Consider the following 25121-nt stretch of genomic DNA (forward strand, 5'->3'; position numbering starts at 1 on the left):
GATTCAGGAAGCAGCGCCCTGGGCCGAGAGTTCTCTTCGGAGGATTTCTGCACCTGCACTTAAGGCATTGAGCTTGGCTCTTGCTACTCGACGAGACAAGGGGGCCATGCCACAGTTGGTACAAGGGTAGAGCTTGTCGGCATCTACAAACTCAAGTGCTTTTCGTAGGGTATTGGCGACTTCCTCTGGCGTCTCGATGGTGTTGGTTGCAACATCAATGGCCCCGACCATCACCTTTTTACCTCGAATGAGTTCAAGCAGCTCGATTGGGACGCGGGAGTTGTGACATTCTAATGAGATGATGTCGATATTGGACTTTTGCAGTTTGGGAAAGACTTCTTCATATTGTCTCCACTCGGAGCCTAACGTCTTTTTCCAGTCCGTATTGGCTTTGATGCCATAACCATAGCAAATATGTACGGCGGTTTCACATTTAAGGCCTTCAATCGCTCTTTCTAGAGCAGCAATCCCCCAGTCATTTACCTCATCAAAAAACACATTAAATGCAGGCTCATCAAATTGGATAATATCAACGCCAGCTGCCTCTAATTCCTTGGCTTCCTGATTGAGTATTTTGGCGAATTCCCAGGCCAGCTTTTCGCGACTTTTATAATGATCATCATAAAGCGTGTCTATCATGGTCATGGGACCCGGCAGGGCCCATTTGATGGGTTGCCTGGTTTGCTGACGTAAAAACTTGGCATCTTCAACAAAAACCGGCTTCTGGCGGCTGACTGCACCAACGACCGTCGGTACACTCGCATCATAGCGATCACGAATTTTAACGGTCTTACGTTTCTCAAAGTCAACACCGCTGAGGTGCTCAATAAACGTAGTCACAAAATGTTGGCGCGTTTGCTCGCCATCACTGACAATATCAATGCCTGCTTGTTGCTGCTCTTGCAACGACACACGCAAAGCATCGTGTTTACCCTCAATCAACTCCTCTTCTTGCAATTTCCAGGGTGACCAAAGTGTCTCAGGTTGTGCAAGCCAGGAAGGTTTGGGTAAACTGCCCGCGGTTGAAGTGGGTAATAATTTTTTCATGATAAATACCGTTATATTCTCGTTGATTATAAAGCGTAATTGGCAGACCATTGCTCAAGGATAGACTGGTATGGCTTGATGAAGTTCTCCTCAGCAAGTTTTCCCTGCTTAATCGCTAACTGGCTACGCTCTTCTCGATCATAAACAATTTGAGTTAATGAGTGATCCCGGTTCTTCAAATCCGGTTTGTAGCATTTTCCTGCTGCCGAGTTGGCGTTGTAAATCTCGGGTCGGTAAATCTTTTGAAAAGTTTCCATCGTGCTGATGGTGCTGATAAGCTCAAGATTGCTGTAATCATTAAGCAAATCACCAAAGAAGTAAAAAGCCAGAGGCGCAACGCTATTGGGTGGCATAAAATAGCGAACCTTCAACCCCATCTTCTTGAAGTACTGCTCAGTCAAGGATGATTCATTGGGCAGGTACTCAACACCCAATATGGGGTGATGGTTCTCAGTTTGATGATAGGTCTTGTTATCGGAAACACTGAGGCATATCACAGGCAGTTTAGTGAAGTTCTGCTTGTAGGCATCGGAATTCACAAAGCATTTAAAAAGTTTGCCGTGCAGATCGCCAAAGTTTTCCGGAATGCTGAAACCGGGCTTATCCTTGTTATGCTCCAACAGCAGCACGCTGAAGTCATAATCCCGCACGTACGAGGAAAAATTATTACCTACAATGCCCTCAATGCGTTTTTTGGTTTTGTGATCGACGATATTCGTCTTCAATATTTCGATAGTAGGGAAACTTTGGCCATTACCTTCGTGATCAATCTCCATGTCAACGGAAATGATTTCAAGTTCAACTGAATAGCGATCCGCTTTCGGATTATCCCAGTTAGCCAAGGAGTTAAATTGATTGTTAATCATCGTTAAGGCGTTACGCAGGTTTTCCTGGCGGCTCTCTCCTCTGGCCAGGTTAGCAAAGTTGGTGGTAATGCGTGTACTGTCAGAGGGCTGATAGTTTTCATCGAAAGCAATGCTGTTGATGGTAAATTTAAATTCGTTATTCATAATGTCCTGGCACCCCATTTCCCGTACTAAAATCTGAATCTGTTTATTGCTCTTTCTGGGCTTGATGATTGTCTGTTGTCTGGAAGTCCAGATGTCTAGAGCTGAGCATGGCTATGTTATACAGGGGTCATTACATGAGCAAAAGTGATTTTATCTCATGAATAGATGCAACTTTTTCATGATTGGTGGTAAGCCTAGGCCCACCAGGGCAAGCGGTATGCCGACGTTGCTCGACGCAGCTGCGTCGAGCAACGTCGGCGATGCCTGTAAACGTGGGGCCAGCTAAATAGCTGTTCCGAATAGTAGATCACTGTCGGCAACGACCGGGTTCCGCTAAGCAGACCCTCCGCACCAGGGATGGCGCGGCGGAGCCCCCAGGGATGGGTTCATGGCGTGTCTGCGTGCGGGGCCCGGTCGATGTAGCACTATTAGGATCAGTTATTTAGGTGTGTAACGAGCAGGATACGGCCGCCCGTTACTGATGTTGCAACACCTGACGGGGGCGGCGGCTGTATAATTTAAGAGAGGAGAGCGTTTGAATGAAAAAGCAGCGTGATCATCTGGCCTGCTGAGCCTGAGCAATGAAATCACTCAGGTAGTTAACCTGTTCTTCGCCTTTTCGTATTCCCAAAAAAATCTGTTTTCTAATCCCATGTTTACCGAACCGGAGGCTTTTAATGGCCATTGTTTTGGCGAATTCATCCACTAACCAGCCAGGCAATGCACAGACGCCTCTTCCTGCTGCCACCATTTGCAACATGATTTCCGTCGTTTCGATAGTCTTGTGTTTTTTGACCGTGCATTTTGCGGGATTTAAAAACTGACTGTAAATATCCAGCCGCTCAGGCTCTACCGGATAGCTAAATAACACTTCTTCACTCAGCTGTTCAGGCATGATCGAGTCTTGCATGGCAAGGTGGTGAGCTGCCGAAACGACGAGTCTATGTTCATAGTCAAATACCGGTATAAAGGTCACCTTTGGTGTATACAAGGGATCAGGCGTGACGAGGATATCTATCTCGTAGCTGTGCAGGGCGCCCAGACCACCGAACTGAAATTCCTGCTTCACGTCAATGTCAACGTTTGGCCACTTTTCAAGATAAGGTTCAATCACTTTTAACAGCCATTGATAGCAAGGGTGGCATTCCATGCCGATGCGCAGTGAACCCATTTCGCCAGTCGCTATCTGACGCAATAGCAGTTCAGTGTGTTTAAATTGCGGTAATACCCGATTGGCAAGAGTCAAGATTCGTTCACCCGCATCGGTAAGGCGCAAGTTTCTACCTTCTTTTTGCCAAACGGGTGTTTTGATCTGGCCTTCTAATTTTTTGATGCTGTGACTCAATGCGGACTGGGATAAATTTAACGATTCAGCCGCCTGGGTTAAGGTTCCTTGCTCTTTTATGGCTGCCAGTACTTCAAGGTGAAACCGCTCCAGCATAACTTGACTCCGGTCTTTAGTATTCAATAAATCATGAATATAATTCATGATTTATTGAAAATATATTATTATTTTCATTGTTTAAATGTCGCCGATACAGGTCAAGCATGTCCAGCCATCTGGATGCGTCAGTGATGCTAGCTAATTGACGTTGTCACGGCGGCCATGGCTGATGGTGGTACCACCGTCGGACAGCCTCTTCATCCCTCCCGCACTATGCTGGCCAGCCCTTTGGACTGGCTTTCCAGCAATCGGGTAATGCCCTGCAAGTCCGCTTCATAGGCGGCCATCTGGCGGCTGGTGGCCAGGGTCTGCCCGGCCACGGCGGCCACGGCGTCGCCGGCCTGGCCCAGAGCGTGCAGGGCCTGATGCTGGCTGCGGGTGAGGGCGCTCAGCTCCTGCATATCCCGGCCGATGTCCTTGACCAGCGCCAGTATGCCGGACAGGGCCTGGGTGGCACCCTGGATCACCGCCTCACCGTTACTCACCTCCTGATGGCTGCTGGCCAGCAGCTCGCGGATCTGGCGGGCGGACTCGTTGCTGCGGGTGGAGAGCTCGCGCACCTCCTGGGCCACCACCGCGAAGCCCCGGCCGTGCTCGCCGGCGCGGGCCGCTTCGATGGCGGCGTTCAGGGCCAGCAGGTTGGTCTGCTCGGCGATATGGGTGATCAGGCTGGTGGTGGCGTCGATGTCCTGGTGGCGGGCCTGGATGCGGTGGATGGCGGTCACGCACTCGGCCAGGGCCTGGTTGCCCTGATCGGCCCGCTTGCCGGCGCTGGCGGAACGATGGGTCACTTCGCTCACGAAGCTGGCGGCACGCTCCAGGGCCTGATGCAGTTCGGCCAACTGGCTTTGCATCCGGCCTGCGGCCTCGGCCTGGTGGTGGCTGCCTTGGTTCAGTTCCGCCACCGCCCGTCCCAGTTGGCCCGAGGTGCGGCCCAGCTCGCCGGCGGCGCTCACCAGCTCGCCGGCGCTGTGGTCGGCCTGGCTCAGCATCTGGCCCAGCTGCGCCTTGCCCTCGGCCGCCAGCCGGGCGGCCCGCTCGCTCTGGGCGCGGGCGTTCAGGGCGTGGTCGATGGCGCTGTCGCGCAGCCGGACCGTGTGGTACTGGGCGATCATCAGCAACACCATGGGCAGCAAGAAGCCGGACCAGGTTTCGATGCGCCGGGCCCGCTCGTTCAGTTGCAGCCGGGGCAGGGACACTTCCAGCAGCGGCAACGCCACCAGGGCCACCACCGCGGCCAGCAGCAGCAGGCACCAGAGCAGGGCCTGGCGGCGGTGCCCCATCAGGAAGCACAGCATCATCAGCAGCGGCAGCCAGTACAGCTGGGTGGACTGGCCGAGGCCGCCGGACTGCCAGATGATGTTGACCGCGTGCAGCACCATGCCGGCCATGGCCAGGTGCATGGCGCCGCCGGGACTGCCGCCCAGGCGCAGCCAGCCGGCGCAGGCCAGAGCGAGCGCCATCAGCAGGCTGGAGGTCAGCATCAGGGCGCCGTGGCCGTGGCCGGCCCACTTCAGCAGGCTGTAGCCGCCCACCAGCAGGGCGATAAAGGAAAAGAACAGCAGGGTGTCCGTCAGCCGCTCCTGGTCGTCGGTCATGGGGTGGCGAGGACGAAAGGCGGTCCGCCACCAGCGCAAGGGGTTCAGCATCACCGTGTCTCCATACAGGTCAGACCAGAAGGTTATATAATTGTTGCACCGAATAAAAGCCGTTTGCCTAAAAAATGTGCCGTTTGGCGCCTGCCGATAAAACGGCTGTAAAAACAAGCCAATGCCTTGCCAAGCTTCGGTCAATCCCTTAGTTTCTAATGTTTTATAAGGTATTGGGGCGAGAATCATGGATACGTGGCGCGGCGTGGTGCCGCTTACCCTGCCGGTGATGATGGGCTATTTGCCCCTGGGGGCGGTATTCGGGGTGCTGTGGGTGGATGCGGGCCTGAGCTGGTACTGGGCGCCGCTGATGAGCGTGCTGGTCTATGCGGGCGCCCTGCAATACCTGGCGGTGGGCATGCTGGCGGCGGGCATCGGCTGGATCGATCTGGCGGTGGCGGCGTTGCTGGTGAATTTCCGCCACCTGTTCTACGGCCTGTCGCTCTATCACCTGTTGCCCAAGGGCGCCCTCGGCCGCCCGTACTTTATCTTCGGCATCACCGACGAAACCTATTCCCTGCTCAGCGCCTCCGGCCAGGTGAAGGACAGCAAGACCGCCCTGCTGGTGACGCTGTTCAACCAGGGCTACTGGGTGCTGGGCACCCTGGCCGGGGTGCTGCTGGCGCGGGGCCTGCCCCCCGGCCTGCAGGGACTGGACTTCGCCCTCACCGCCCTGTTCACCGTGCTGGCGGTGGAGCAGATCCGCGCCAAAAAGGACTGGGGCGCCGTGGCCCTGGGGCTGTTGGCCGCGGCCGTGGCCGGCACTTGGGTCAGTGAATACTTCCTGCTGGCGGCCTCGCTGATGCTGGTGCTGGTGTTGCTGGCCTGGCCGGAAGCGAAGCGGGAGGCGGCCCATGTCTGAACTCGATTACCTGCTGGCGGCGCTGATCATGGGGGCGGTCACCTTCGGCCTGCGCGCCTTCCCCTTCGTGGCGCGGGGGGTTATCGCCCACCACAGGCGCATCCAGGTGCTGGGCCGGCGGCTGCCGGTGGCCATGATGGTGCTGCTCACCCTCTATGCCATGGGCGTGCACCAGTGGAGCGCGCCCGCCGACGGCGGCCATCAGCTGCTGGCGGTGGCGCTGGTGGCGGCGCTGCAGCTGTGGCGCCGGCAGGCCCTGCTCAGCATCCTCGCCGGCACCCTGGTGTACATGGCGCTGATGAACGGCTGGCTGGGGCTCTGATCCCGGCCGGCTTTCGGCTATAATCCGGCTCCTGCCTTTTTCCGGATGAGTCGACCATGAAGATGACCCCTGCTTTGCGTGCCCGCCTGCTGGGCCTGATGACCCTGTGCCTGGGCTCCCTGGCCCAGGCCGCGCCTTTCGTGTTTACCGCCATCCCCGATCAGGACGAGCGCCACCTGACCGAGCGCTTCGGCAAGATTGCCGACTACCTGTCTGAAAAGCTGGAGGTGGAGGTGCAGTACATTCCGGTGAAGAGCTACCCGGCGGCGGTGAGCGCCTTTCGCAACGATCAGGTGCAGCTGGCCTGGTTCGGCGGCCTGACCGGGGTGCAGGCCCGCGAGCTGGTGCCGGGCAGCGAGGCCATCGCCCAGGGGGTGGAGGACACCGAGTTCGTCAGCTACATCATCGCCCACGCCAGCACCGGGCTGGGCGAGAGTGAGCAGTTACCCGCCGGCCTTGCCGGCAAGCGCTTCACCTTCGGCGACAAGGGCTCCACCTCCGGCCGGCTGATGCCCGAGTTCTACCTGCGCCAGCACTTCGGCCAGGCGCCGGAGCGGCTGTTCTCCCGGGTTGGCTTTTCCGGCGACCACAACCGCACCATCAGCCTGGTGCAGTCCGGCGCCTTCGAGCTGGGCGCGGTGAACTACGCGGTGTGGGAGGCGGAAAAGGCCAAGGGCAATATCGACGAGAGCAAGGTCGGGGTGATCTGGGCCACGCCGGCCTATCCCGACTACCAGTGGAGCATCCGCGGCGACGTGGATGCGCGCTTCGGCGCCGGCTTCAAGCAGAAGGTGCAGCAGGCGCTGCTGGAGATGACCGATCCCGAGCTGCTGGCGGCCTTTCCCCGCTCCGGCTTTATCGCGGCGAGCAACGACGACTACGCCCCCATCCGCGACACCGCCGTGGCCATCGGCATCATGGATCCCGAGCAGTAATGGACAAGGGCGCCAGCCTGTTCCGCTTCCACCAGGACACCCTGGGCTACGCGGGCACCCCCGTGTTGCGCGAGTTGTCGCTGGAGGTGAGGGAAGGGGACAAGATCGCCCTGCTGGGCGAGTCGGGCACCGGCAAGAGCACCCTGCTGCGCCGGCTGCGCGAGCTGCGCCCCCATGAGGTGGCCTGGTGCCCGCAGCAGCCGGGGCTGGTGCCCATGCTGTCGGCCTTTCACAACATCTACATGGGGCGGCTCGAGCGCCATCCCTTCTGGTACAACCTGGCCAACCTGGTGCGGCCCCTGGCCCGGCCCCGGGCCGAGATCACCGAGCTGGCCAGCCAACTGGGGCTGGCCGGCCAGCTGTGGACCGCCGCCGAACGGCTCTCCGGCGGCCAGCAGGGCCGGGTCGGCCTGGGCCGGGCCCTGTACCAGCAAAAGCCCATCTTTATCGGCGACGAGCCGGTGTCGGCGCTGGACGAGCGCCAGGCCGACGAGCTGCTGCGGCTGGTCTGTGCCCGCCACCGCACCGTGGTGCTGGCGCTACACAATGTGGAGCAGGCGCTCACTCACTGCACCCGCATCGTCGGCCTGCGCCAGGGGCGGGTGGTGCTGGACGCGGCCAGCCAGGCGCTGACCCCGGACCAGCTGCGCACCCTGTACCGGAGCCGCTGATGGCCCAGCCGCAGCCGGCCCGGGCCATGGTGCACAGCAGCCTGCTGTTCCTGCTGCTGGCGCTGTTGTGCCTGCCCTGGGCCGATCTGTCCGTCACCGCCCTCGACCCCTGGCACGAGCTTTCCCGCCTGGGCGCCGGCCTGCTGCTGCCGGCCCCGCCCGAGGCGGGGACCCTGCTGTCCGCCCTCGCCAACACCCTGGCCTTCGCCCTGCAGGGGGTGGCCCTGGGCGCGGTGCTGGGGCTGGGGCTGGCGGCGGGCTACCGCCTGCCCTGGGTGCGCCGGCTGGCGGCGGCCCTGCGGGCGGTGCACGAGCTGTTCTGGGCGCTGCTGTTCATCCAGTTGCTGGGGCTCACGGCGCCGGCCGGGGTGCTGGCCATCGCGCTGCCCTACGCCGGCACCTTCGCCAAGATCTACGGCGAGCTGTTCGAAGAGGCGGATCCGGCGCCGGAGCAGGCGCTTGCACCGGGCATCGGCGGCCTGTCCCGGCTGCTGTTCATCCAGTTGCCCCTGTGCTGGCGGCAGATGGCCACCTACACCGGCTACCGGCTGGAGTGCGGTATCCGCAGCTCGGCGGTGCTGGGCTTTATCGGCCTGCCGACCCTGGGTTATCACCTGGAATCCCTGCTGCGCCAGGGCTACTACGACGAGGCGGCGAGCTTCTTCTACGCCCTGGTGCTGATCATCGCCACTATCAAGTGGTGGCTCCGGCCCCGGCTGGTGCCGCTCTACCTGCTGGCGGCGCTGCTCTGGCTGCCGCCGCTGGCCGGGCTGGACTGGGCGCTGATGGCGCGCTTTTTCACCCAGGACATCGTGCCCGCCCCGCTGCGGGTCGGCGACTGGGCCGGGCTCTGGCCCTGGCTGGGGGCGCTGTGGCGGGGGCAGATGGCGCCCGGGCTGTTCAACACCCTGGTGCTGGCGCTGCTGGCGCTGGTGGTCACCGCGCTGCTGGCGCTGGCCTGGTTCCCGGCCATCTCGCGCCGCTTCGGCAACCCGGCCAGCCGTACCCTCAGCCACTGGTGGCTGGTGCTGATGCGCTCCCTGCCCGAATACCTGCTGGCCTTTATCGGCATGCTGCTGCTCGGCCCGGGCATGTTGCCGGCCATGCTGGCGCTCGGCCTGCACAACGGCGCCATCATCGCCCACCTGCTGGGGCATCATCTCAATGGCCTGGTGCTGCGGGAGGACGCTCCCCGCGGAGTGAATCTTTACCTGTTCGAGGTGCTGCCCCGGCTGTACCGGGCCTTTATGGCCTACAGCCTGTACCGGTTCGAGAACCTGATCCGGGAAACGGCGATACTGGGCATGCTGGGCATTCCCACCCTGGGCTTTTTTATCGATTCGGCGTTCAGCGAGTTCCGCTTCGACCGGGCCATGGCGCTGCTGCTGGTGTGCGCCGGACTCAATATCCTGGTGGATGCCCTGGCCCGGCGCCTGCGCCGCCGGCTGCACCTGAGCAGCCGGGCGGAGGTGTTGTGAGGATTAAAGCACCAGGCCGCCGTCGATTTTCAGCACCTGGCCGGTGATATAGCGTGAGCGCTCGCTCGCCAGGAACAGCACGCCCTCGGCGATGTCCCTGGGTTCGCCCAGCTCGCCCAGGGGGATGCGGGAACGCATCTTGTCCAGTACCTTCTCCGGCACCGCCTGGGTCATCTCGGTGTTGATAAAGCCGGGGGCGATGCAGTTGGCGCGGATCTGGGCGCCGCCGCGGGCGAATTCCTTGGCCCAGCCCTTGGTCATGGCGATCACGCCGCCCTTGCTGGCGCCGTAGTTGCTCTGGCCGATGTTGCCGTCGGTGCCGACGATGGAGGAGATGCTGACGATGCTGCCTTTGTTCTGCACCCGCATCAGCGGCAGCATGGCCTGGGTCATCATGAACACGCCCTTGAGGTTGACGTTGAGCACCAGATCCCAGTCCGCTTCGGTCATCTTGTCGAGCAGGGCGTCGCGGGTGATGCCGGCGTTGTTCACCAGCACGTCCACCCGGCCGTGCTCGGCCAGGATGCGGCCGCTCAGCTCGGTCAGGGCGGCCGGATCGCACACGTCCAGGGTGGTGCCGGTTACGTTGGGGTAGTCTTCCATCCAGCCCAGGGCCGGGGTCAGGTTGATATCGCAGGCATAGACTCGGGTGGCGCCGGCTCGGGCCAGGGTTTCGCTGATGGCCCGGCCCAGGCCCCGGGCGGCGCCGGTCACCACGCAGATCTTGCCGTTCATGTCTTCGTTAGGCTGGTTCATGGTCGTTTTCCTTTATCGTGGGTTGATGGCCCGCCCCAGTGGTTGGACCATAGGGCCTATTTTAGCCTAATTTTTGCGATGCATTGTTATGAATGTCTAAATTAATCTTTGTTTAACTGCGGTTTATACAGAATTAACATAATAACTTGGGTTTTTATTTTGCGATGCAGTGTTAAGGCTGGCTAGCGCCTGGCGGGCTCATGGGCGCGGGCCTGGGCCCGGTAACGGGAGGGGGAGACACCGGTCTGGTGGCGGAACCAGTGGCTGAAGTTGAAGGCGTCCGGGTAGCCGACCCGCTGGGCGACCTGGCTTATCTGCCAGTTGCTGTGGGCCAGCAGCTCCCGCGCCCGCTGCAGCCGGAGCCGGGCCAGCCGGTGCATGGGGCTCTGGCCGTAAAGCTTGCGGCAGACCCGGTTGAGGTGGGGCACCGAGCAGTGCACCTCTTCCGCCAGGGCGGCCTGGCTCCATTTCTGGTGCAGCTGGGCTTCGAGCCGGGCGAACAACTGGCGCACCGCCATCTCCAGCCGGCTGAAGCCGCCCTGCTGCGACAGGATCTCGGTAAGCAGCTCGTGCACCAGGGTCAGCAGTGGCCGCCGGCGCGGGGTGCGGCTCTGATGGTAGAGGCTGTCCATCAGCGGCGCCAGGGCCCAGACCTGATCATGCTGGAACACGTCGCTGTCGTGCTCCCGCAGCCGGGCCCAGGTGCCGCTGTCGCGCAGCAGCAGCCAGGCCATGTGCCAGTCGTCGCCGTCCAGCTCGAACAGGAAGGGGCGGCCCGCCGGCAGCAGGGTGACGCTGCCGGGCGGTATCGCCAGTTGCCTGCCCGGCAGCGACAGCCGGCCCCGGCCGGCGGTGGTGAACAGCAGGGTGTGCAGATCCGGCGTCTTCTGGCCGACCTGGTACCGGCCCTGGAGTACGCTGACCCCGCCCAGGTGCAGATCGTAGTCCTGCATCTCCGGCACTTCCTCGGTGATCAGGAAGCGCTCCCGGCACTCGGGCCCCAGCACGAGCAGGTCCTGGAACTCATCATGATTCAAATTCACAGGTTGTTGATTCATATGTACATAGCCTGTTTTTCATGCGCCCACTAGAATATCCCCATAATAACTACTTCTCCAGCCTGTGCCCCGGCCATTTTCGGCCCCGGTAGCAGGCCGCTTGTTTCACTATCCATCTTTTTTCACATTACCGGAGCATTCCGGGGACAGCCGTTGCCGCCGTGGCGGGGCCGACCCGGCGGGGGGCATTATGGGTTATCGACAATTCTGGCGGCAGGTGATGAGCCTGGCGCTGCCGGTGGCGGTGCAGTCGGCGCTGGTGGCGGCGCTGGGCATGGCCGACGTGCTGATGGTCAGCCACCTGGGCAACGAGGCGGTGGCGGCGGTGGGGCTGTCGGCCAAGCTCAACTTCGTGCTGATCCTGGTGATGGCGGCCATCGGCACCGGCTGCTCCATCATGGTGGCCCAGTATTTCGGCGCCGGCCGGCGCGACAAGGTGCGCCAGACCCTGGCCTGCGCGCTGCTGCTGGGCACCCTGGTGATGCTGCCCTTTACCCTCTGGCTGCTGGGCTGGTCCGGGCCGCTGATCCGCCTGGGCAGCAGCGATCCCAACGTGGTCGAGCTGGGCACCGTATATCTCACCCTGATCGGCCTGACCCTGTTCACCACCCAAGGCATCATCGTCTACGAGTCGGCCATGCGTTCCATCGGTCGCGCCGACTGGCCGCTCAAGTACGCGGCGGTGGCCATACTGCTCAACATCGCGCTCAACTACTGGCTGATCAACGGCGGCCTGGGGCTGCCGGCCCTGGGGGTGACCGGGGCGGCCATCGCCACCGTGCTGGCCCGGCTGTTCCAGTTCGGCTGGATCCTCTGGGAGCAGCAGCAGCGACCGGAGCTGCGCCTGAAGGGCGCCACCTGGCGCGCACTGCGCGGCACCCGGCTGCCGGGGAATTTCATTGCCCTGACCTGGCCGCTGGTGGCCAACTTTACCCTGTGGTCGGCCGGCTCGCTCGGCTATCACCTGATCGCCGGCCGCCTGGGCACGGTGCCGCTGGCGGTGATGAGCCTGCTGGCGCCGATAGAAGGCATGTACCACGCCTTTTTCTTCGGCCTGGTCAGCGCCTGCGGCATCATGATCGGCCAGCGCCTGGGACGGGATCAGTTTGCCGAGGCCCGCTGGCTGGCGCACCGCTTCCTGTGGATAGCGCCGCTGGGCTCCCTGCTGCTGGGGCTCATGCTGCTGGCGGCCTCGCCGCTGCTGCTGGGCTGGATGCAGATGCCGGACGCCGACACCGCCTACCAGACCCAGCTGGCGATGGTGGTGATGTGCCTGGGCTTCTGGGTCAAGGTGTTCAACATGACCGCCATCCAGGGCATATTGCGCTCCGGCGGCGACAGCCGCTTTTGCCTGGGCATGGACATGGTGGCCATGTGGATCATCGGCCTGCCGCTGACCTGGCTGGCGGCCTTTTTCTGGGAGCTGCCCTTCGTGTGGGTGTACGCCATGGTGCTGAGCGAGGAGGTGGTCAAGGCGCTGGGAGTGTACTGGCGGATCCGCAAGGGCTACTGGCTGGCAAACCTGACCGAGCCGGAGGAGCGGCCAACGGCGGTGGCCGAGCCCGCGGCCTAAAGCGCAACAGGCGGAAGAGGGGAGGCGAAAGCCTCCCCTTTTGTTTAGCAAGGGATTAGCTTTTTGCCGGCCGCCGGGGGCGGTCCGGATGCATTTGCAGCCTGGATCACAGAGTGGCTGAAACGATTTTGCAACCTTGCTCACAGAAATGATGCATTTGTGGTTTAGTTGATTGCTAAACCGTTTTAGCTTGCGCTAGTTTGTTCATCGAACCCGAACTTGTCCTCAAGTTCCCCGTCAGTGATGCAGCCCCGGCTGCCTTGTTACAAGGATGAACAATGCGCACTTTTTCCCGTACCCTGCTTGCTACCCTGCTCACCGGCCTGTCCGCCCAGGCCCTGGCCCAGCCGGTGGAAATCCGCGCCTGGCGCCACGACACCAACGAGCACGAGATCGCCGCCTCCCAGGCGGCCATCGCCCGCTTCAACGACAGCCAGAACGACTACCGTGTAGTGGTGGAGCTGATCCCCGAGGGCGCCTATACCGAAACCATCAACGCTGCGGCCCTGGCCGGGCGCCTGCCCTGCGTGCTGGACATGGACCAGCCGGTGGTGCCCAACTTCGCCTGGGCCGGCAACCTGGCGCCCCTGGAGGGGCTGCTGGATCAGGCCCTACTGGACCAGATCGCGTCCACCGGCAAGGGCAGCTACCAGGGCAAGGTGTATTCGGTGGGCCAGTACGACGTGGCCCTGTCGCTGTTCACCCGCCAGAGCACCCTCGACAAGCACGGCATCCGCAAGGCCACCCTGGAGCAGCCCTACAGCCGCGAGGAGTTCGACCAGATCCTGGCCAGGCTCAAGGCCTCGGGGGACTTCTTCTATCCCTTCGACATCAACACCAGCTGGAGCGGTGAATGGGCCTCCTACGGCTTCGCCCCCTTCCTGCAGAGCTTCGGTGGCGACCAGATCGATCGCGCCAGCTACCTGGCGTCCGAGGGCGAGCTCAACGGCGAGGCCGCCGAGGCCTGGGGCGAGTGGATGAGATCCCTGGTGACCAAGGGCTATATCGACCGCCGCGCCGCCGACGACAAGGGCTTCCTGCGCGGCCGGGTGGCCATCCACTACAACGGCTCCTGGGCGGTGGGCGAATACAGCGAATTGCTGGGGGACGATCTGGTGGTGATGCCGACCCTGGATCTGGGCCAGGGTCCGGTGATCGGCAGCGGTTCCTGGCACTGGGGCATCAGCAGCAGCTGCCCGGACAAGGAAGGCGCCGCCCGTTTCGTCAGCTTCCTGCTGCAGCCCGAGGAGATCGCGGCCATGGCCGACGCCACCAGCCTGATCCCCACCTCGGCGGCGGCGGCGGCCCTGACCGAGCACTACCGGGAAGGGGGCAGCCGGCGCATGTTCTACGACTATTCCGAGCGCTTCGCCCGCATCCGCCCCGAGACCCCGGCCTACCCGGTGATCAGCAGCAGCTTCGAGAAGGCGGTCAACGACATCCTCGACGGACGGGACGTGCTGGATTCCCTGGACGCGGCGGTGGCGGTGATCGAGCGCAACATCCGCGACAACAACGGTTACGGTTTCCAGTAACCCCCATGGGCCCGCCCGGTGCGGGCCCCGGCTCCCGTTCACAGGACACGACATGATGCCCTCCCAAACCCTGCGGCAGCCGGCGGCGACGGCCGCCCGCCCCAAGGACACCCTGGCCCGGCGGCAGCGCTTCTACGGCTGGCTGCTGGGCAGCCCCGCCTTCTTCGGGCTGGCGCTCTTCATCCTGGTGCCCTTCGTGATGGCGATAGTGCTGTCGTTCACCAACCAGCGGCTGCTGTCGCCCAACGCCACCGAGATGGTGGGCCTGCGCAACTACGACCGGCTGCTGGCGGTGACCTGGCTGACCCAGGATGCCCGGCGCGACGAGGCGGGCGCTATTCTGCGGGCCGCCGACGGCGCGCCCGAGTTCGAGCGGCTGCGCACCCTGCTCCGCGCCAACCCGGACTACCGGGACTACAGCGAACTGGCGACCTTCACCTTCAACGAGTCGCGGCTGGTGCTGCTGGCCAAGGATCCGCTGTTTATCAAGTCCTTCGGCAACACCCTGAAGTTCGCCTTTATGGTGATCCCCCTGCAGTGCGGCGCCGCCCTGCTGCTGGCGCTCTTGGTCAACCTGGGGCTGAGGGGGACCAATTTCTTCCGCACCGCCTATTTCGCGCCCGTGGTGACCTCCATGGTGGTGGTGTCCATCGTCTGGACCTTCCTCTACCACAAGGACACCGGCCTGATTAACGAATTCCTGAAGACCCTGTCCTTCGGCCTGATCGGGGACATCGACTGGCTGGGCAGCCCGGCCTGGTCGATGCCGGCCATCGTCGTTATGTCGGCCTGGCAGGGGGCCGGCTACCAGATGCTGATCTTCCTCGCCGGCCTGCAGAATATCCCCGAGGATCTGTACGAGGCGGCCTCCCTCGACGGTGCCAACGGCTGGCAGAAGTTCTGGTACATCACCCTGCCGGGGCTGCGCAACACCACCATCTTCGTGGTGATCTCCACCACCATCGCCGCCTTCGGCCTGTTCACCCAGGTCGACGTGATGACCGCCGGCGGGCCCGCCGACTCCACCAGTACCGTGATGTACCACGCGGTGCGCAAGGGGTTCCGCGAGCAGGACATCGGCTACGGCGCCACCATCAGCGTGATCTACTTCCTGGTGATCCTGGCCATCGCCCTGGGCCAGAAATACTACTTCGACAAGCGGGAGAAATAAGCATGAGCGCCTCTTCGTCCTCCATGGTCGATCCCAACTTCATCTACAAGCGGATCCTGACCTATGCCGTGCTGGTGCTGCTGGCCTATGTGTTCCTGTTTCCGCTGCTGTTCATGGTGATCTCCTCGTTCAAGCCCCAGCAGCAGATCTTCTCCGATCTCTACTCGATCCGCGCCCTGCTGCCGGTGGGGGAGGTCTCCCTCGACAAATACCGGGCGGTGTTCCGCAAGAGCGCCATCGAGACCATGTTCCTCAATTCGGTGATCATCACCGGCACCACGGTGGTGCTGGGCCTGCTGGTCAACAGCCTGGCCGCCTTCGCCCTGAGCCGGCTGCGTTGGAAGGGGCAGCAGCTGATGCTGACCCTGGTGATAGCGCTGCTGATCATCCCCTTCGAGGCCATCTCGGTGCCGCTGCTGATGCTGGTGGCGCACCTGCCCTGGATCGGCTGGGAAAACGGCCAGTTCGTGCTGCACGGCTCCTGGCTCAACAGCCTGCAGGTGCAGATACTGCCGATGGTGGCCAATGCCTTCTCCATCTTCCTGTTCTACCAGTTCTTCCGGGACATCCCGAAAGACTTCGACGAGGCGGCGGCCATCGACGGCGCCAGCCCCTGGCAGATCTACTGGAAGGTGATAGTGCCCATGTCCTGGCCGGTGTTCGCCACCGTGGCCATACTGCAGTTCCTGCACATGTGGAACCAGTACCTCTGGCCCATCATGGTGGTGCAGGGCGAGGCCGCCCGGCCGCTGCAGCCGGGCATCCAGCAGTTCTTCGGCACCACCACCGAGTGGGGCGAAATCATGGCCTACGCCAGCATGGTGACGGTCCCGGTATTGATTGTGTTCCTGGCGTTCCAGAAGCGGTTCGTCCGCAGCATGGCCAGCGCCGGCGTTAAAGGATAAGGAGAATCGAGATGACCAAGCAGGACCCCTACCGTCCGCTGTTCCACTTCACCCCGCCTTTCGGCTGGATGAACGACCCCAATGGCCTGGTGTATCACAGGGGCGAATTCCACCTCTGCTACCAGTACCATCCCATGGACACCGTCTGGGGACCCATGCACTGGGGCCACGCGGTGAGCCGGGATCTGCTGAGCTGGGAGCACCTGCCCATCGCCCTGGCGCCGGACGCCGCGGGCATGTGTTTCTCCGGTACCGCCACCGCCGATGCCGCCAACCGCACCGGCCTGGTGGGGCCCGAAGGGGGGCTGCTGGCCTACTACACCATCGCCGCCGAGAAGAGCGAGGGTGACCGGGACTTTCCCCAGTCCCAGGGGCTGGCCTACAGCATCGACGGCGGCCGCCGCTGGCAGCGCTATGCCGGCAACCCGGTGCTGCCCAACCCGGGGTTGCAGGATTTTCGCGATCCCAAGGTGTTCTGGCACGAGCCCAGCCAGCACTGGATCATGGTGGTGACCCTGGGCCAGAAGGTGGGCATCTACCGTTCCGCGGACGGCCTTGACTGGCGCTTCTGCTCCGAGTTCGGCGAAGGGGAGGGCGCCCACGATCACCTGGCCTGGGAATGCCCGGATCTGTTCGAGATCCCGGTGGCGGGCAGTGACGAGAGCCGCTGGATCCTGATCGTCGGCATCCAGCGCCAGGCCTATGTACCCGGCTCCGGCACCCAGTATTTTGTGGGCCGCTTCGACGGCGAGCGCTTCGTCAACGACAATACGGCCGACACCGTGCTGTGGCTGGACTACGGCCGCGACTATTACGCCAGCCAGACCTGGGCCGATGTGCCGGCCGAGGACGGCCGCCGCCTGGTGCTGGGCTGGATGAGCTGCTGGCCCTACGCCAACCAGACCCCCACCGCGAACTGGCGCTCGGCCATGAGCCTGCCCCAGACCCTGACCCTGAAGGCCACCGACCAGGGGCTGCGCCTGCACCGGGCCTTCGTGGCCGAGCTGGAGGCCTTCGAGCGGCCGGAGCGGGTGCTGGCCTGCGGTGAGGTTGGCGCCGGCGAACTGCTGGCCGCCGACTGGCCCGAGGCGGCCCGGCTGCAGCTGGCGCTTGAGCTGGCGGAAGGCAGCGAGCTGCGCATCAGCCCCACCGGGGAGGCGGACTTTATCCTGTTCCGCCGGGACGGCCGCCTGGGCCTGCGCAGCCGGCGCCGGGGCCGGATCGGGGTGGCGGAATTCGACGAGCACTACCCCCACGACTACGAGCTGGATCTGGGCGCCCCGCGCCCGCTCAGCCTGGACCTGCTGCTGGATCGCTGCTCGGCGGAGCTGCTGCTGGACGACGGCCGCTACGGCATGACCCAACTGCTGTTCGGCGACAGCCCCCGCCGCTGCCGGCTGGCGGTGGAACGGGGCAGCCTGGTGCTGGAGCAGGGACACTGGCTCGGCCTGAGCCGAAGCGCATAAGCGGAGGACGCGAACAATGGCGGATTTAGTACTGAACAAGGTGATCAAGCGCTTCGGCGAGGTGCAGACTATCCACGGGGTGGATCTGGACATCCGCCACGGCGAGTTCGTGGTGTTTGTCGGCCCCTCGGGCTGCGGCAAGTCGACCCTGCTGCGCATGATCGCCGGGCTGGAGACGGTAAGCGGGGGCGACATCATTATCGACAACCAGAGAGTCAACGAGGTGTCGCCCTCGGAGCGGGGCATCGCCATGGTGTTCCAGTCCTACGCCCTCTACCCGCACATGACGGTGCGCGACAACATGAGCTTCGGCCTGCGCCTGGCGAAGAAGAGCAAGGCGGAAATAGAGCAGCGTGTGGGCGAGGCCGCCCGCATCCTCAAGCTGGAGCACCTGCTCGACCGGCTGCCCAAGCAGCTGTCCGGCGGCCAGCGCCAGCGGGTGGCCATCGGCCGCACCATAGTGCGCAACCCCAAGGTGTTTCTGTTCGACGAGCCCCTGTCCAACCTGGACGCCGAGCTGCGGGTGCAGATGCGGGTGGAGATCTCCAAGCTGCACGAGCAGCTCGGCAACACCATGGTCTACGTGACCCACGATCAGGTGGAGGCCATGACCATGGCCGACAAGATAGTGGTGCTGCGCGACGGCCGGGTGGAGCAGGTGGGAGCGCCGCTCGAGCTCTACCACAACCCGGTGAACCAGTTCGTGGCCGGCTTTATCGGCTCGCCGCGGATGAACTTCCTCAACGCCGAGGTGGTGGCGGCCGAGGGCCGGCAGGCCCGGCTGCGGCTGAGCGGCGGCGAGCGTTTCGAGCTGACCCTGGATCGGGAAGTGGCGGTGGGGGAGGTGCTGCTGCTGGGCATCCGGCCCGAGCACCTGCTGGTGGACGAGCCGGCGGACGTCAGCCTGACGCTGGCAGTGGAGGTGGTGGAAGCCCTGGGCGGCAGCACCTTCGCCTACAGCCGCTACGCCGGCGAGGACGAGGTGGTGGTGGTGACCGACGGCGGCCACCTGATCCGCCGGGGCAGCAGCATTCAGGCTGGCTTCCGGCTGGAGCACCTGCACCTGTTCGACACCAGCGAGGGCTGTTGCAGCCTGCTGCAGCAGCAGAAGGCACCGCGGGTGGCCAGGATACTGGCCGCTGCCTGAGCACATGCCTGGCCGGCACTGCCGTTGGCAGGTGTGCGCCTTGGGGCGCAGGCGGCCCGCCTGCCTTCGCGCCCGGCGCGAACCCTCGGGTTGGCCTGCCACCCCGCAGGGGTAGCAAGGCTCGAGGCAGCACAGGCATCGCGGGTCGGGTTGTGCCTTCGCCCACCCCGGTGTCGCCTTCATGCGGGCGGGCCGCCCGCGCCCCAGGAATCGGCGCCTTTGGCCGACTTATGCGGTTATGACAACGGCGTTGTCATCAAGTGAAACGGCGCCCTTGGGCGCCGTTTTGTCAGTGTTCCCGGGTCTTGCGGAACTGGATATCCGGGTAGCGTTCCTGGGTCAGGTTGAGGTTGACCATGGTGGGGGCGATGTAGGTGAGGTTGTCGCCGCCGTCGAGCGCCAGGTTGAGGGACACCTTGCGCTGGAACTCGTCCAGCTTCTTGGGATCCTTGCAGTACACCCAGCGGGCGGTGGACACGTTCACCGCCTCGTACAGGGCGTCCACGTTGTACTCGGACTTGAGCCGGGCCACCACCACGTCGAACTGCAGCACGCCCACGGCGCCCACGATCAGATCGTTGTTGTCGAGCGGGCGGAACACCTGCACCGCGCCTTCCTCGGAGAGCTGCACCAGGCCCTTGAGCAGCTGCTTCTGCTTGAGCGGGTCACGCAGCCGGATGCGGCGGAACAGCTCGGGGGCGAAGTTGGGGATGCCCGAGAACTTGAGATCCTCGCCCTGGGTGAAGGTGTCGCCGATCTGGATGGTGCCGTGATTGTGCAGGCCGATGATGTCGCCGGCAAAGGCTTCTTCCGCCCGCTCCCTGTCGCCGGCCATAAAGGTCACGGCGTCGGAAATGTTGACCAGCTTGCCAATGCGCACGTGCTTCATCTTCATGCCCTGGCTGTACTTGCCGGACACGATGCGCATAAAGGCGATGCGATCCCGGTGCTTGGGATCCATGTTGGCCTGGATCTTGAACACGAAGCCGGAGAACTTCTCTTCCGAGGCCTTCACTTCCCGCTCGTGGGTCTGCCGCGGCATTGGCGCCGGCGCCCATTCGGTGAGGCCGTCGAGCATGTGGTCGACGCCGAAGTTGCCGAGCGCGGTGCCGAAGAACACCGGCGTCAGCTCGCCGGACAGGAACAGCTCCCGGTCGAACTCGTGGGAGGCGCCCATCACCAGCTCCAGCTCCTCGCGCAGCTGGGCGGCGAAGTCGTCGCCGATGGCCTGGTCCAGCTCGGGGTTGTCCAGGCCCTTGACGATGCGCACCTCCTGGATGGTGTGGCCCTGGCCGGACTGGTAGAGGATGGTCTCGTCCCAGTGCAGGTGGTAGACCCCCTTGAACAGCTTGCCGCTGCCGATGGGCCAGGTGACGGGGGCGCACATGATGTTGAGCTCGGTTTCCACCTCGTCCAGCAGCTCCATGGGATCGCGGATGTCCCGGTCCAGCTTGTTCATAAAGGTGACGATGGGGGTGTCGCGCAACCGGGTCACTTCCATCAGCTTGCGGGTACGGTCTTCCACGCCCTTGGCGGCGTCGATCACCATCAGGCAGGAGTCCACCGCGGTCAGGGTGCGGTAGGTGTCTTCCGAGAAGTCTTCGTGACCGGGGGTGTCGAGCAGGTTCACCAGGCGGTCGTTGTAGGGAAACTGCATCACCGAGGTGGTGACCGAAATGCCCCGCTCCTTTTCCATCTCCATCCAGTCGGACTTGGCGTGCTGGTTCGAGCCCCGGCCCTTGACGGTGCCGGCGGTCTGGATGGCGCGCCCGTGCAGCAGCACCTTTTCGGTGATGGTGGTCTTACCCGCGTCCGGGTGCGAGATGATGGCGAAAGTACGGCGCTTGGCCACTTCCTGCTGGAATGATGATGACATGGTCGGCGATCTTCTAGGTTGATGAGGGAGCTGGGGCAACAGACGAGGGCCTTGCTCACCGGCGACAGATAAACGGCCGCTATTGTCCCCGATCCGCGCCCGATCCTCAATCGGCAGATTGCGTCCGTCGCCGGGCTATTGCCCCGCCGCCTGCTCCACATAGCGCGCCAGGTCGGCGATCTGTTCGGGACTGAGGCTGTCCTTGAAGGCCGGCATGATGCCCACGCCGTTGGTGACGGCTTGCACCACTTGCGCTTCGGTAGGCTTGAGCTCGTCGAGGCTGGGCCCTATCTGGCCTTCGGCCCCGGCGTCCTTCAGGCTATGGCAGAGGGCGCAGGAGGGCTGGGCCAGCTCCAGAAACACCCGTTTGCCGGCCTCGGGATCGCCCCCGGCCTGCGCCGGCAGGCAGAGGGCCAGGCCGAGAAGGCTTGCGGTCGGTCGCCACATGGCAGCTCCTTGATGTTGTGGTGGAAGGGGCAGGCGAGCGCCTGCCCGCCGGCCTCAGGCGACGGTGAGGGTCACGCCGTGATCCTTCCAGCCGTTATGGCCATAGCCCCGTTCGTTGTCGACCCGCTCTTCCGGCTGCACCTGGCCCTGGTCGTCCGTGGCCCGGCTGACCAGGCGGTATTCTCCCGGCGCCAGTTCGGTCGCCAGCACGAAGGGGCGCCAGGCGAAGCGGCCCAGATCCGGCCCGAGAAAGCGCGCCTCGGCCCAGCGGCTGCCGCCATCCACCGACACCTCGACCCCGGCCAGGCCGTGCACGCCGCCGAAGGCCACGCCGTAGATCAGGGTGCGGCCGGGACTGGCGGAGGCCAGCGGCGAGGTTACCCAGGACTTGACCGGCATCTCCCACATGGAGGGCTGATCCGGCGAACCCGACACCCCCACCTCCCGCACCCGGTAGCCGGTGGCCTGAATGGCGGCATCGGTCTGCCCGGCGGTAAAGGCGACCTGGCGGACGTACTTGACGTTGTTGACCCCGTAGTAGCCGGGGATCACCAGCCGTACCGGGCCGCCGTGGGCCAGGGACAGGGGCTCGTCGTTCATCTCCCACACCAGCATGGCCTGCTCCAGCGCCGCCAGCGGTACCGAGCGTTCCACCATGACCGTCTTGGGATCCAGGCCGGCGGGGATGGTCTCGCCGCCGGTGCCGGTGAGGTAGTTCATGCCCTCGGCCACGCCGCCCAGTTCGCGCACCACCTCGCGCAGCGGTACCCCGGTCCAGGCCACGCAGCCGGCGGCGCCCGTCGTCCAGGGCGTGCCGCTGGCACCGTGGGGAAAGAAGGCCCGGCCGTTGCCGGAACACTGCAGCACGCTGACCACCGTCTCCACGCCGATGCGTTTCAGCTCCGCCAGGGTGATGGCCCTGGGATGGTTGACGCCGGCGATGTTCACCTCCCAGCCCTCGATATCCTGCATGATGCCGGCGTCGGGGGCGGGCAGGTTGTTGCGCACGAACAGCTGGTCGCTGGGGGTGAGCACCCCGCGGCCGATGGCGTCGCGCTTGGTTTCCAGGGTGTTGGCGCTGTGCACTATCAGGGCATCGGCGTTTTTCCAGCCGACATAGTCCGGCAGCGGCGATCCCTGGGCCCAGGCGCGGGGGGACAGGCCAACCAGGCCGGCGCCGGCCAGCAGACCGGCGCCACCCAGCAGCAGCTGGCGACGTTCGGGGTTGAGGGGGCCGGCGGCGCCGGATGGGGTCTCGGCTTGATGGTGGGGGAATTCGGACACGACCAATCTCCTTATGGTTACGCGTTGAGCAGCCGGTGATGGCTGAACGGACTCTATAAAGGTCTATGCCCTGGTTAAAAAAGTGTCAATCAACAAAAGCTTTATTAACAAAATCTGATGTGCTGGCGGGTTCAAGCCGGCGCCGCTTGCCGCTATGATCCGCCCTTTGTATCAAGAAACAGGCCTCGCCCCATGCCCCGCCCATACTGCCGCGGCTGCCATTTGCCGCAGAATGCCTGCCTGTGCGCCGCCGTGCACCGCCAGCCCTGTCCCCTGCCGGTGGTGGTGCTGCAGCATCCTTCCGAGGCGAGGCATGCCAAGAGCACGGTGCCCTTGCTGCAACTGGGCCTGAGTGGACTCAGGATCGAGGTGGCGGAAACCATGGCGCCCCCACCGGGGAACTGGTGGTTGCTGTATCCCGGTGGGAACGCGGTTGATCTGGACGATGGCGGGCTGGGCCCGGACGTGCCGGTAGCGGGGCTGATCGTGCTGGACGGTACCTGGCGCAAGAGCCGCCGCCTGCTCCATCTCAATCCCTGGCTGCAGCATCTGCCGAGGCTCAGCTTCAGCCGGGCGCCGGCGGGCCGCTACGCCATCCGCAAGGGGCAGGGTGGCCAGGCGCTGTCCACCCTGGAAAGCCTGGCCCATGTGCTGGATCGCTTGTCGCCCGGTTTCGATCCCGCGCCCCTGCACCGGCTGCTGGAGGCCAGGGTGGCGCAGTTCCGGTCGTATCAAGCCTGCCGGGGAGAGGAACACTGAGCCTGTCCCGCCCTGTCCGGGCGGCATCATGTATACAGCCTTTCGTACAGTGCCTTGCTGAGACTGTTTCGGCTACGGTACTCAGCCCCCCGAGCTGAAACCGCCGGCACCGTCAGGACACGAGAGTCGGTGAGGATTTGAAGATGATTTTTTATCTCTTTGATTTATATGTTATTTAAGTCAATTTCCCCTCTTCTGGCCTGGGTGGTGTCGGCTTTGGCAAGAAATTTCTTGTTAAATAACATTGACAAACATCATATAATTGAAAAAAATCAAACCACAAATTGTCAACATTTTAAATTTTAAAATGTATACAGTTTTACCAAGAAGGCAGCGCATGTGGTCTCAGCTCCCGCCCAAGCAGGCAGGGCATCTGTTTCGATGCGCTAGGGTCTAAGTAATAAATATGAAACAGAGAAGGTAATACCATGGAAGCGTATCTGCTGGAATTTGGTAACTTGTTGCTGAGATGGCTGCACGTCATTGCCGCCGTCGCCTGGATCGGTGAGTCCATCTACTTCGTGATGCTGGACAATGGCCTGAAGCCGCCCAAGTCGGAAGAATGCAAGAAGAAAGGCGTGTTCGGCGAGATGTGGGCCGTGCACGGCGGTGGTTTCTACCACAACCAGAAGTATGCCACCAGCCCCGAAAAGCTGCCGGACGACCTGCACTGGTCGTTCTGGAAGTCCTACACCACCTGGCTGTCGGGCTTTGCCCTGTTCGCCCTGCTGTACATGACCAAGCCGAGCTTCTACCTGGTCAACCCCAACTCCCCCTGGGAGTGGGCCGCCGGCATGACCGGCTGGCAGGCCAACGTCGTGGCCCTGGTGTTCCTGGCCTCGGGCTGGATAGTGTACAACGAGCTGTGCAAGCGCATCAGTCCCAACATGGAGCGCGATGGCGTGCTCAGTATCGCCGTGGCGGTGATGATGGTGGCGGTCGCCTACCTGAGCTCCCATATCTTCTCCGGTCGGGCCGCCTTCCTGATCACCGGCGCCGTCATGGCCACCGCCATGTCCGCCAACGTGTTCTTCTGGATCATTCCCGGCCAGCGCCGCATGGTGAAAGCCCTGCAGGCCGGTGAAACGCCCAACCCGATCGACGGCAAGCGTGGCAAGCAGCGTTCGGTGCACAACACCTATTTCACCCTGCCGGTGCTGCTGTTGATGCTGAGCAACCACTACTCCTTCACCTACAACCACCCGCAGGCCTGGGTGATCATGACGCTGTTCATCTTTGCCGGCGCCCTGATCCGTCAGTACTTCGTGCTGATGCACTCCGGCCAGCACAAGCCGGCCTATCCGGCGGTGGGGGTGCTGCTGATCCTGGCGGTGGTGTGGATTGCCGCGCCCGTCAGCCGGGCTCCGGCCGCGGTTTCTGCGCCGGTTTCCGGTGAAGTGGCCGAAGGCGCCGAAGTACAGGCTGCTCCCGAGGTCACCCTGGCCCAGGTTCAGGGCATCATGGAAGCCCGCTGCGTGCAGTGCCACGCGGCCCAGCCGACCCAGCCCGGTTTCGCCTCCGCCCCCGCCGGCATGATGCTGGAGACCGAGCAGCAGACCCAGATCCTGGCCAACCAGGTCAAACAGGTGGTGGCCAGTGGCTACATGCCCCTGGGCAACATGACCCAGATGACCGACGAAGAGCGGGCCCTGATCGCGGCCTGGAGCGGCAACTAAGCCTCTCCCCGGTGATCACCCCCTGGCAAAGCCCGCGTCATGCGGGCTTT

General features: G+C 63.2%; 22 protein-coding genes. 13 read left to right on the top strand and 9 right to left on the bottom strand.

Translation table 11 applies throughout. The features are described 5' to 3' along the window. Positions 1–3: 3 nt before the first annotated feature. The 4 genes from AN401_RS03150 to AN401_RS03165 all read right to left on the bottom strand — a co-directional run bounded on the left by AN401_RS03150 (position 4) and on the right by AN401_RS03165 (position 5150). Entirely contained in the window at positions 4–1047 is a 1044-nt protein-coding gene (locus AN401_RS03150; protein WP_096778518.1) for a methionine synthase, read from the bottom strand. 26 nt (positions 1048–1073) lie between these two features. Then, positions 1074–2057 carry a DUF1852 domain-containing protein gene (locus tag AN401_RS03155; RefSeq protein WP_096780287.1) on the bottom strand — a complete coding sequence of 328 codons (984 nt, stop codon included), beginning with the start codon at positions 2055–2057 and terminating at the stop codon, positions 1074–1076. Positions 2058–2613: 556 nt separating this feature from the next. Next, the gene (locus AN401_RS03160) at positions 2614–3498 is read right to left on the bottom strand and encodes a LysR family transcriptional regulator (RefSeq protein ID WP_096778519.1); all 885 of its coding nucleotides are present in this window, start codon (positions 3496–3498) and stop codon (positions 2614–2616) included. Between the two features lie 200 nt (positions 3499–3698). Further along, on the bottom strand, positions 3699–5150 hold the full coding sequence (locus tag AN401_RS03165) for a methyl-accepting chemotaxis protein (protein WP_198401797.1): 1452 nt from the start codon (positions 5148–5150) through the stop codon (positions 3699–3701). Positions 5151–5337: 187 nt separating this feature from the next. On the opposite strand from AN401_RS03165, the gene AN401_RS03170 reads away from it, so the two are divergent. Genes AN401_RS03170 through AN401_RS03190 form a run of 5 tightly spaced genes read left to right on the top strand, consistent with a single transcriptional unit; the run spans position 5338 to position 9418 of the window. Further along, positions 5338–6012 carry an AzlC family ABC transporter permease gene (locus tag AN401_RS03170; RefSeq protein WP_094039294.1) on the top strand — a complete coding sequence of 225 codons (675 nt, stop codon included), beginning with the start codon at positions 5338–5340 and terminating at the stop codon, positions 6010–6012. Further along, positions 6005–6334 carry a branched-chain amino acid transporter permease gene (locus AN401_RS03175; RefSeq protein WP_096778521.1) on the top strand — a complete coding sequence of 110 codons (330 nt, stop codon included), beginning with the start codon at positions 6005–6007 and terminating at the stop codon, positions 6332–6334. The genes AN401_RS03170 and AN401_RS03175 overlap by 8 nt, the downstream gene beginning before the upstream one ends. A gap of 56 nt (positions 6335–6390) precedes the next feature. After that, positions 6391–7269 carry a putative selenate ABC transporter substrate-binding protein gene (locus tag AN401_RS03180; protein ID WP_232513372.1) on the top strand — a complete coding sequence of 293 codons (879 nt, stop codon included), beginning with the start codon at positions 6391–6393 and terminating at the stop codon, positions 7267–7269. Further along, the gene (locus AN401_RS03185) at positions 7269–7940 is read left to right on the top strand and encodes an ATP-binding cassette domain-containing protein (RefSeq protein WP_094039296.1); all 672 of its coding nucleotides are present in this window, start codon (positions 7269–7271) and stop codon (positions 7938–7940) included. Before AN401_RS03180 ends, AN401_RS03185 begins: the two co-directional genes overlap by 1 nt. Continuing rightward, positions 7940–9418 carry a PhnE/PtxC family ABC transporter permease gene (locus AN401_RS03190; protein WP_232513373.1) on the top strand — a complete coding sequence of 493 codons (1479 nt, stop codon included), beginning with the start codon at positions 7940–7942 and terminating at the stop codon, positions 9416–9418. The genes AN401_RS03185 and AN401_RS03190 overlap by 1 nt, the downstream gene beginning before the upstream one ends. 3 nt (positions 9419–9421) lie before the next feature. Here the strand turns inward: AN401_RS03190 and fabG are convergent, their stop codons facing one another. Further along, positions 9422–10174, bottom strand: coding sequence for a 3-oxoacyl-ACP reductase FabG (gene fabG / locus AN401_RS03195; RefSeq protein WP_096778522.1), 753 nt, complete (start codon positions 10172–10174; stop codon positions 9422–9424). A 182-nt stretch (positions 10175–10356) separates the two neighbouring features. Continuing rightward, positions 10357–11232 carry a helix-turn-helix transcriptional regulator gene (locus tag AN401_RS03200; RefSeq protein ID WP_096778523.1) on the bottom strand — a complete coding sequence of 292 codons (876 nt, stop codon included), beginning with the start codon at positions 11230–11232 and terminating at the stop codon, positions 10357–10359. A gap of 190 nt (positions 11233–11422) precedes the next feature. Here AN401_RS03200 and AN401_RS03205 point away from each other — a divergent pair, with 190 nt between their 5' ends. The 6 genes from AN401_RS03205 (at position 11423) to AN401_RS03230 (ending at position 19029) form a co-directional block, all read left to right on the top strand. Beyond that, positions 11423–12805 carry an MATE family efflux transporter gene (locus tag AN401_RS03205; protein ID WP_096778524.1) on the top strand — a complete coding sequence of 461 codons (1383 nt, stop codon included), beginning with the start codon at positions 11423–11425 and terminating at the stop codon, positions 12803–12805. Between the two features lie 278 nt (positions 12806–13083). Beyond that, a complete protein-coding gene (locus AN401_RS03210) occupies positions 13084–14340 on the top strand; it encodes an ABC transporter substrate-binding protein (RefSeq protein WP_096778525.1) in 1257 nt (418 codons plus the stop codon). A gap of 52 nt (positions 14341–14392) precedes the next feature. Next, positions 14393–15511 carry a carbohydrate ABC transporter permease gene (locus tag AN401_RS03215; RefSeq protein ID WP_094039122.1) on the top strand — a complete coding sequence of 373 codons (1119 nt, stop codon included), beginning with the start codon at positions 14393–14395 and terminating at the stop codon, positions 15509–15511. A gap of 2 nt (positions 15512–15513) precedes the next feature. Beyond that, entirely contained in the window at positions 15514–16416 is a 903-nt protein-coding gene (locus AN401_RS03220) for a carbohydrate ABC transporter permease (protein WP_096778526.1), read from the top strand. Between the two features lie 11 nt (positions 16417–16427). Next, positions 16428–17882, top strand: coding sequence for a glycoside hydrolase family 32 protein (locus AN401_RS03225; protein ID WP_096778527.1), 1455 nt, complete (start codon positions 16428–16430; stop codon positions 17880–17882). A 16-nt stretch (positions 17883–17898) separates the two neighbouring features. Further along, a complete protein-coding gene (locus AN401_RS03230; RefSeq protein WP_094039119.1) occupies positions 17899–19029 on the top strand; it encodes an ABC transporter ATP-binding protein in 1131 nt (376 codons plus the stop codon). Positions 19030–19318: 289 nt separating this feature from the next. Here the strand turns inward: AN401_RS03230 and prfC are convergent, their stop codons facing one another. From prfC to sorT, 3 genes are all read right to left on the bottom strand, one after another. Continuing rightward, positions 19319–20905, bottom strand: coding sequence for a peptide chain release factor 3 (prfC, locus tag AN401_RS03235; RefSeq protein ID WP_096778528.1), 1587 nt, complete (start codon positions 20903–20905; stop codon positions 19319–19321). Between the two features lie 135 nt (positions 20906–21040). Further along, positions 21041–21352: a SorU family sulfite dehydrogenase c-type cytochrome subunit gene (sorU, locus tag AN401_RS03240; RefSeq protein ID WP_094039117.1), complete on the bottom strand. Its 312-nt coding sequence runs from the start codon at positions 21350–21352 to the stop codon at positions 21041–21043. 54 nt (positions 21353–21406) lie between these two features. Beyond that, a complete protein-coding gene (gene sorT, locus AN401_RS03245; protein WP_198401798.1) occupies positions 21407–22636 on the bottom strand; it encodes a SorT family sulfite dehydrogenase catalytic subunit in 1230 nt (409 codons plus the stop codon). A 192-nt stretch (positions 22637–22828) separates the two neighbouring features. Here sorT and AN401_RS03250 point away from each other — a divergent pair, with 192 nt between their 5' ends. Both AN401_RS03250 and AN401_RS03255 read left to right on the top strand, forming a co-directional pair. After that, complete coding sequence (locus tag AN401_RS03250; protein WP_096778530.1) at positions 22829–23395, top strand: tRNA-uridine aminocarboxypropyltransferase; 567 nt, start codon at positions 22829–22831, stop codon at positions 23393–23395. 428 nt (positions 23396–23823) lie between these two features. Next, a complete protein-coding gene (locus AN401_RS03255) occupies positions 23824–25071 on the top strand; it encodes a urate hydroxylase PuuD (RefSeq protein WP_094039114.1) in 1248 nt (415 codons plus the stop codon). Positions 25072–25121: the final 50 nt, after the last annotated feature.

This window comes from Zobellella denitrificans (genome assembly GCF_002407485.1).
In the GTDB taxonomy this organism is placed as follows: domain Bacteria; phylum Pseudomonadota; class Gammaproteobacteria; order Enterobacterales; family Aeromonadaceae; genus Oceanimonas; species Oceanimonas denitrificans.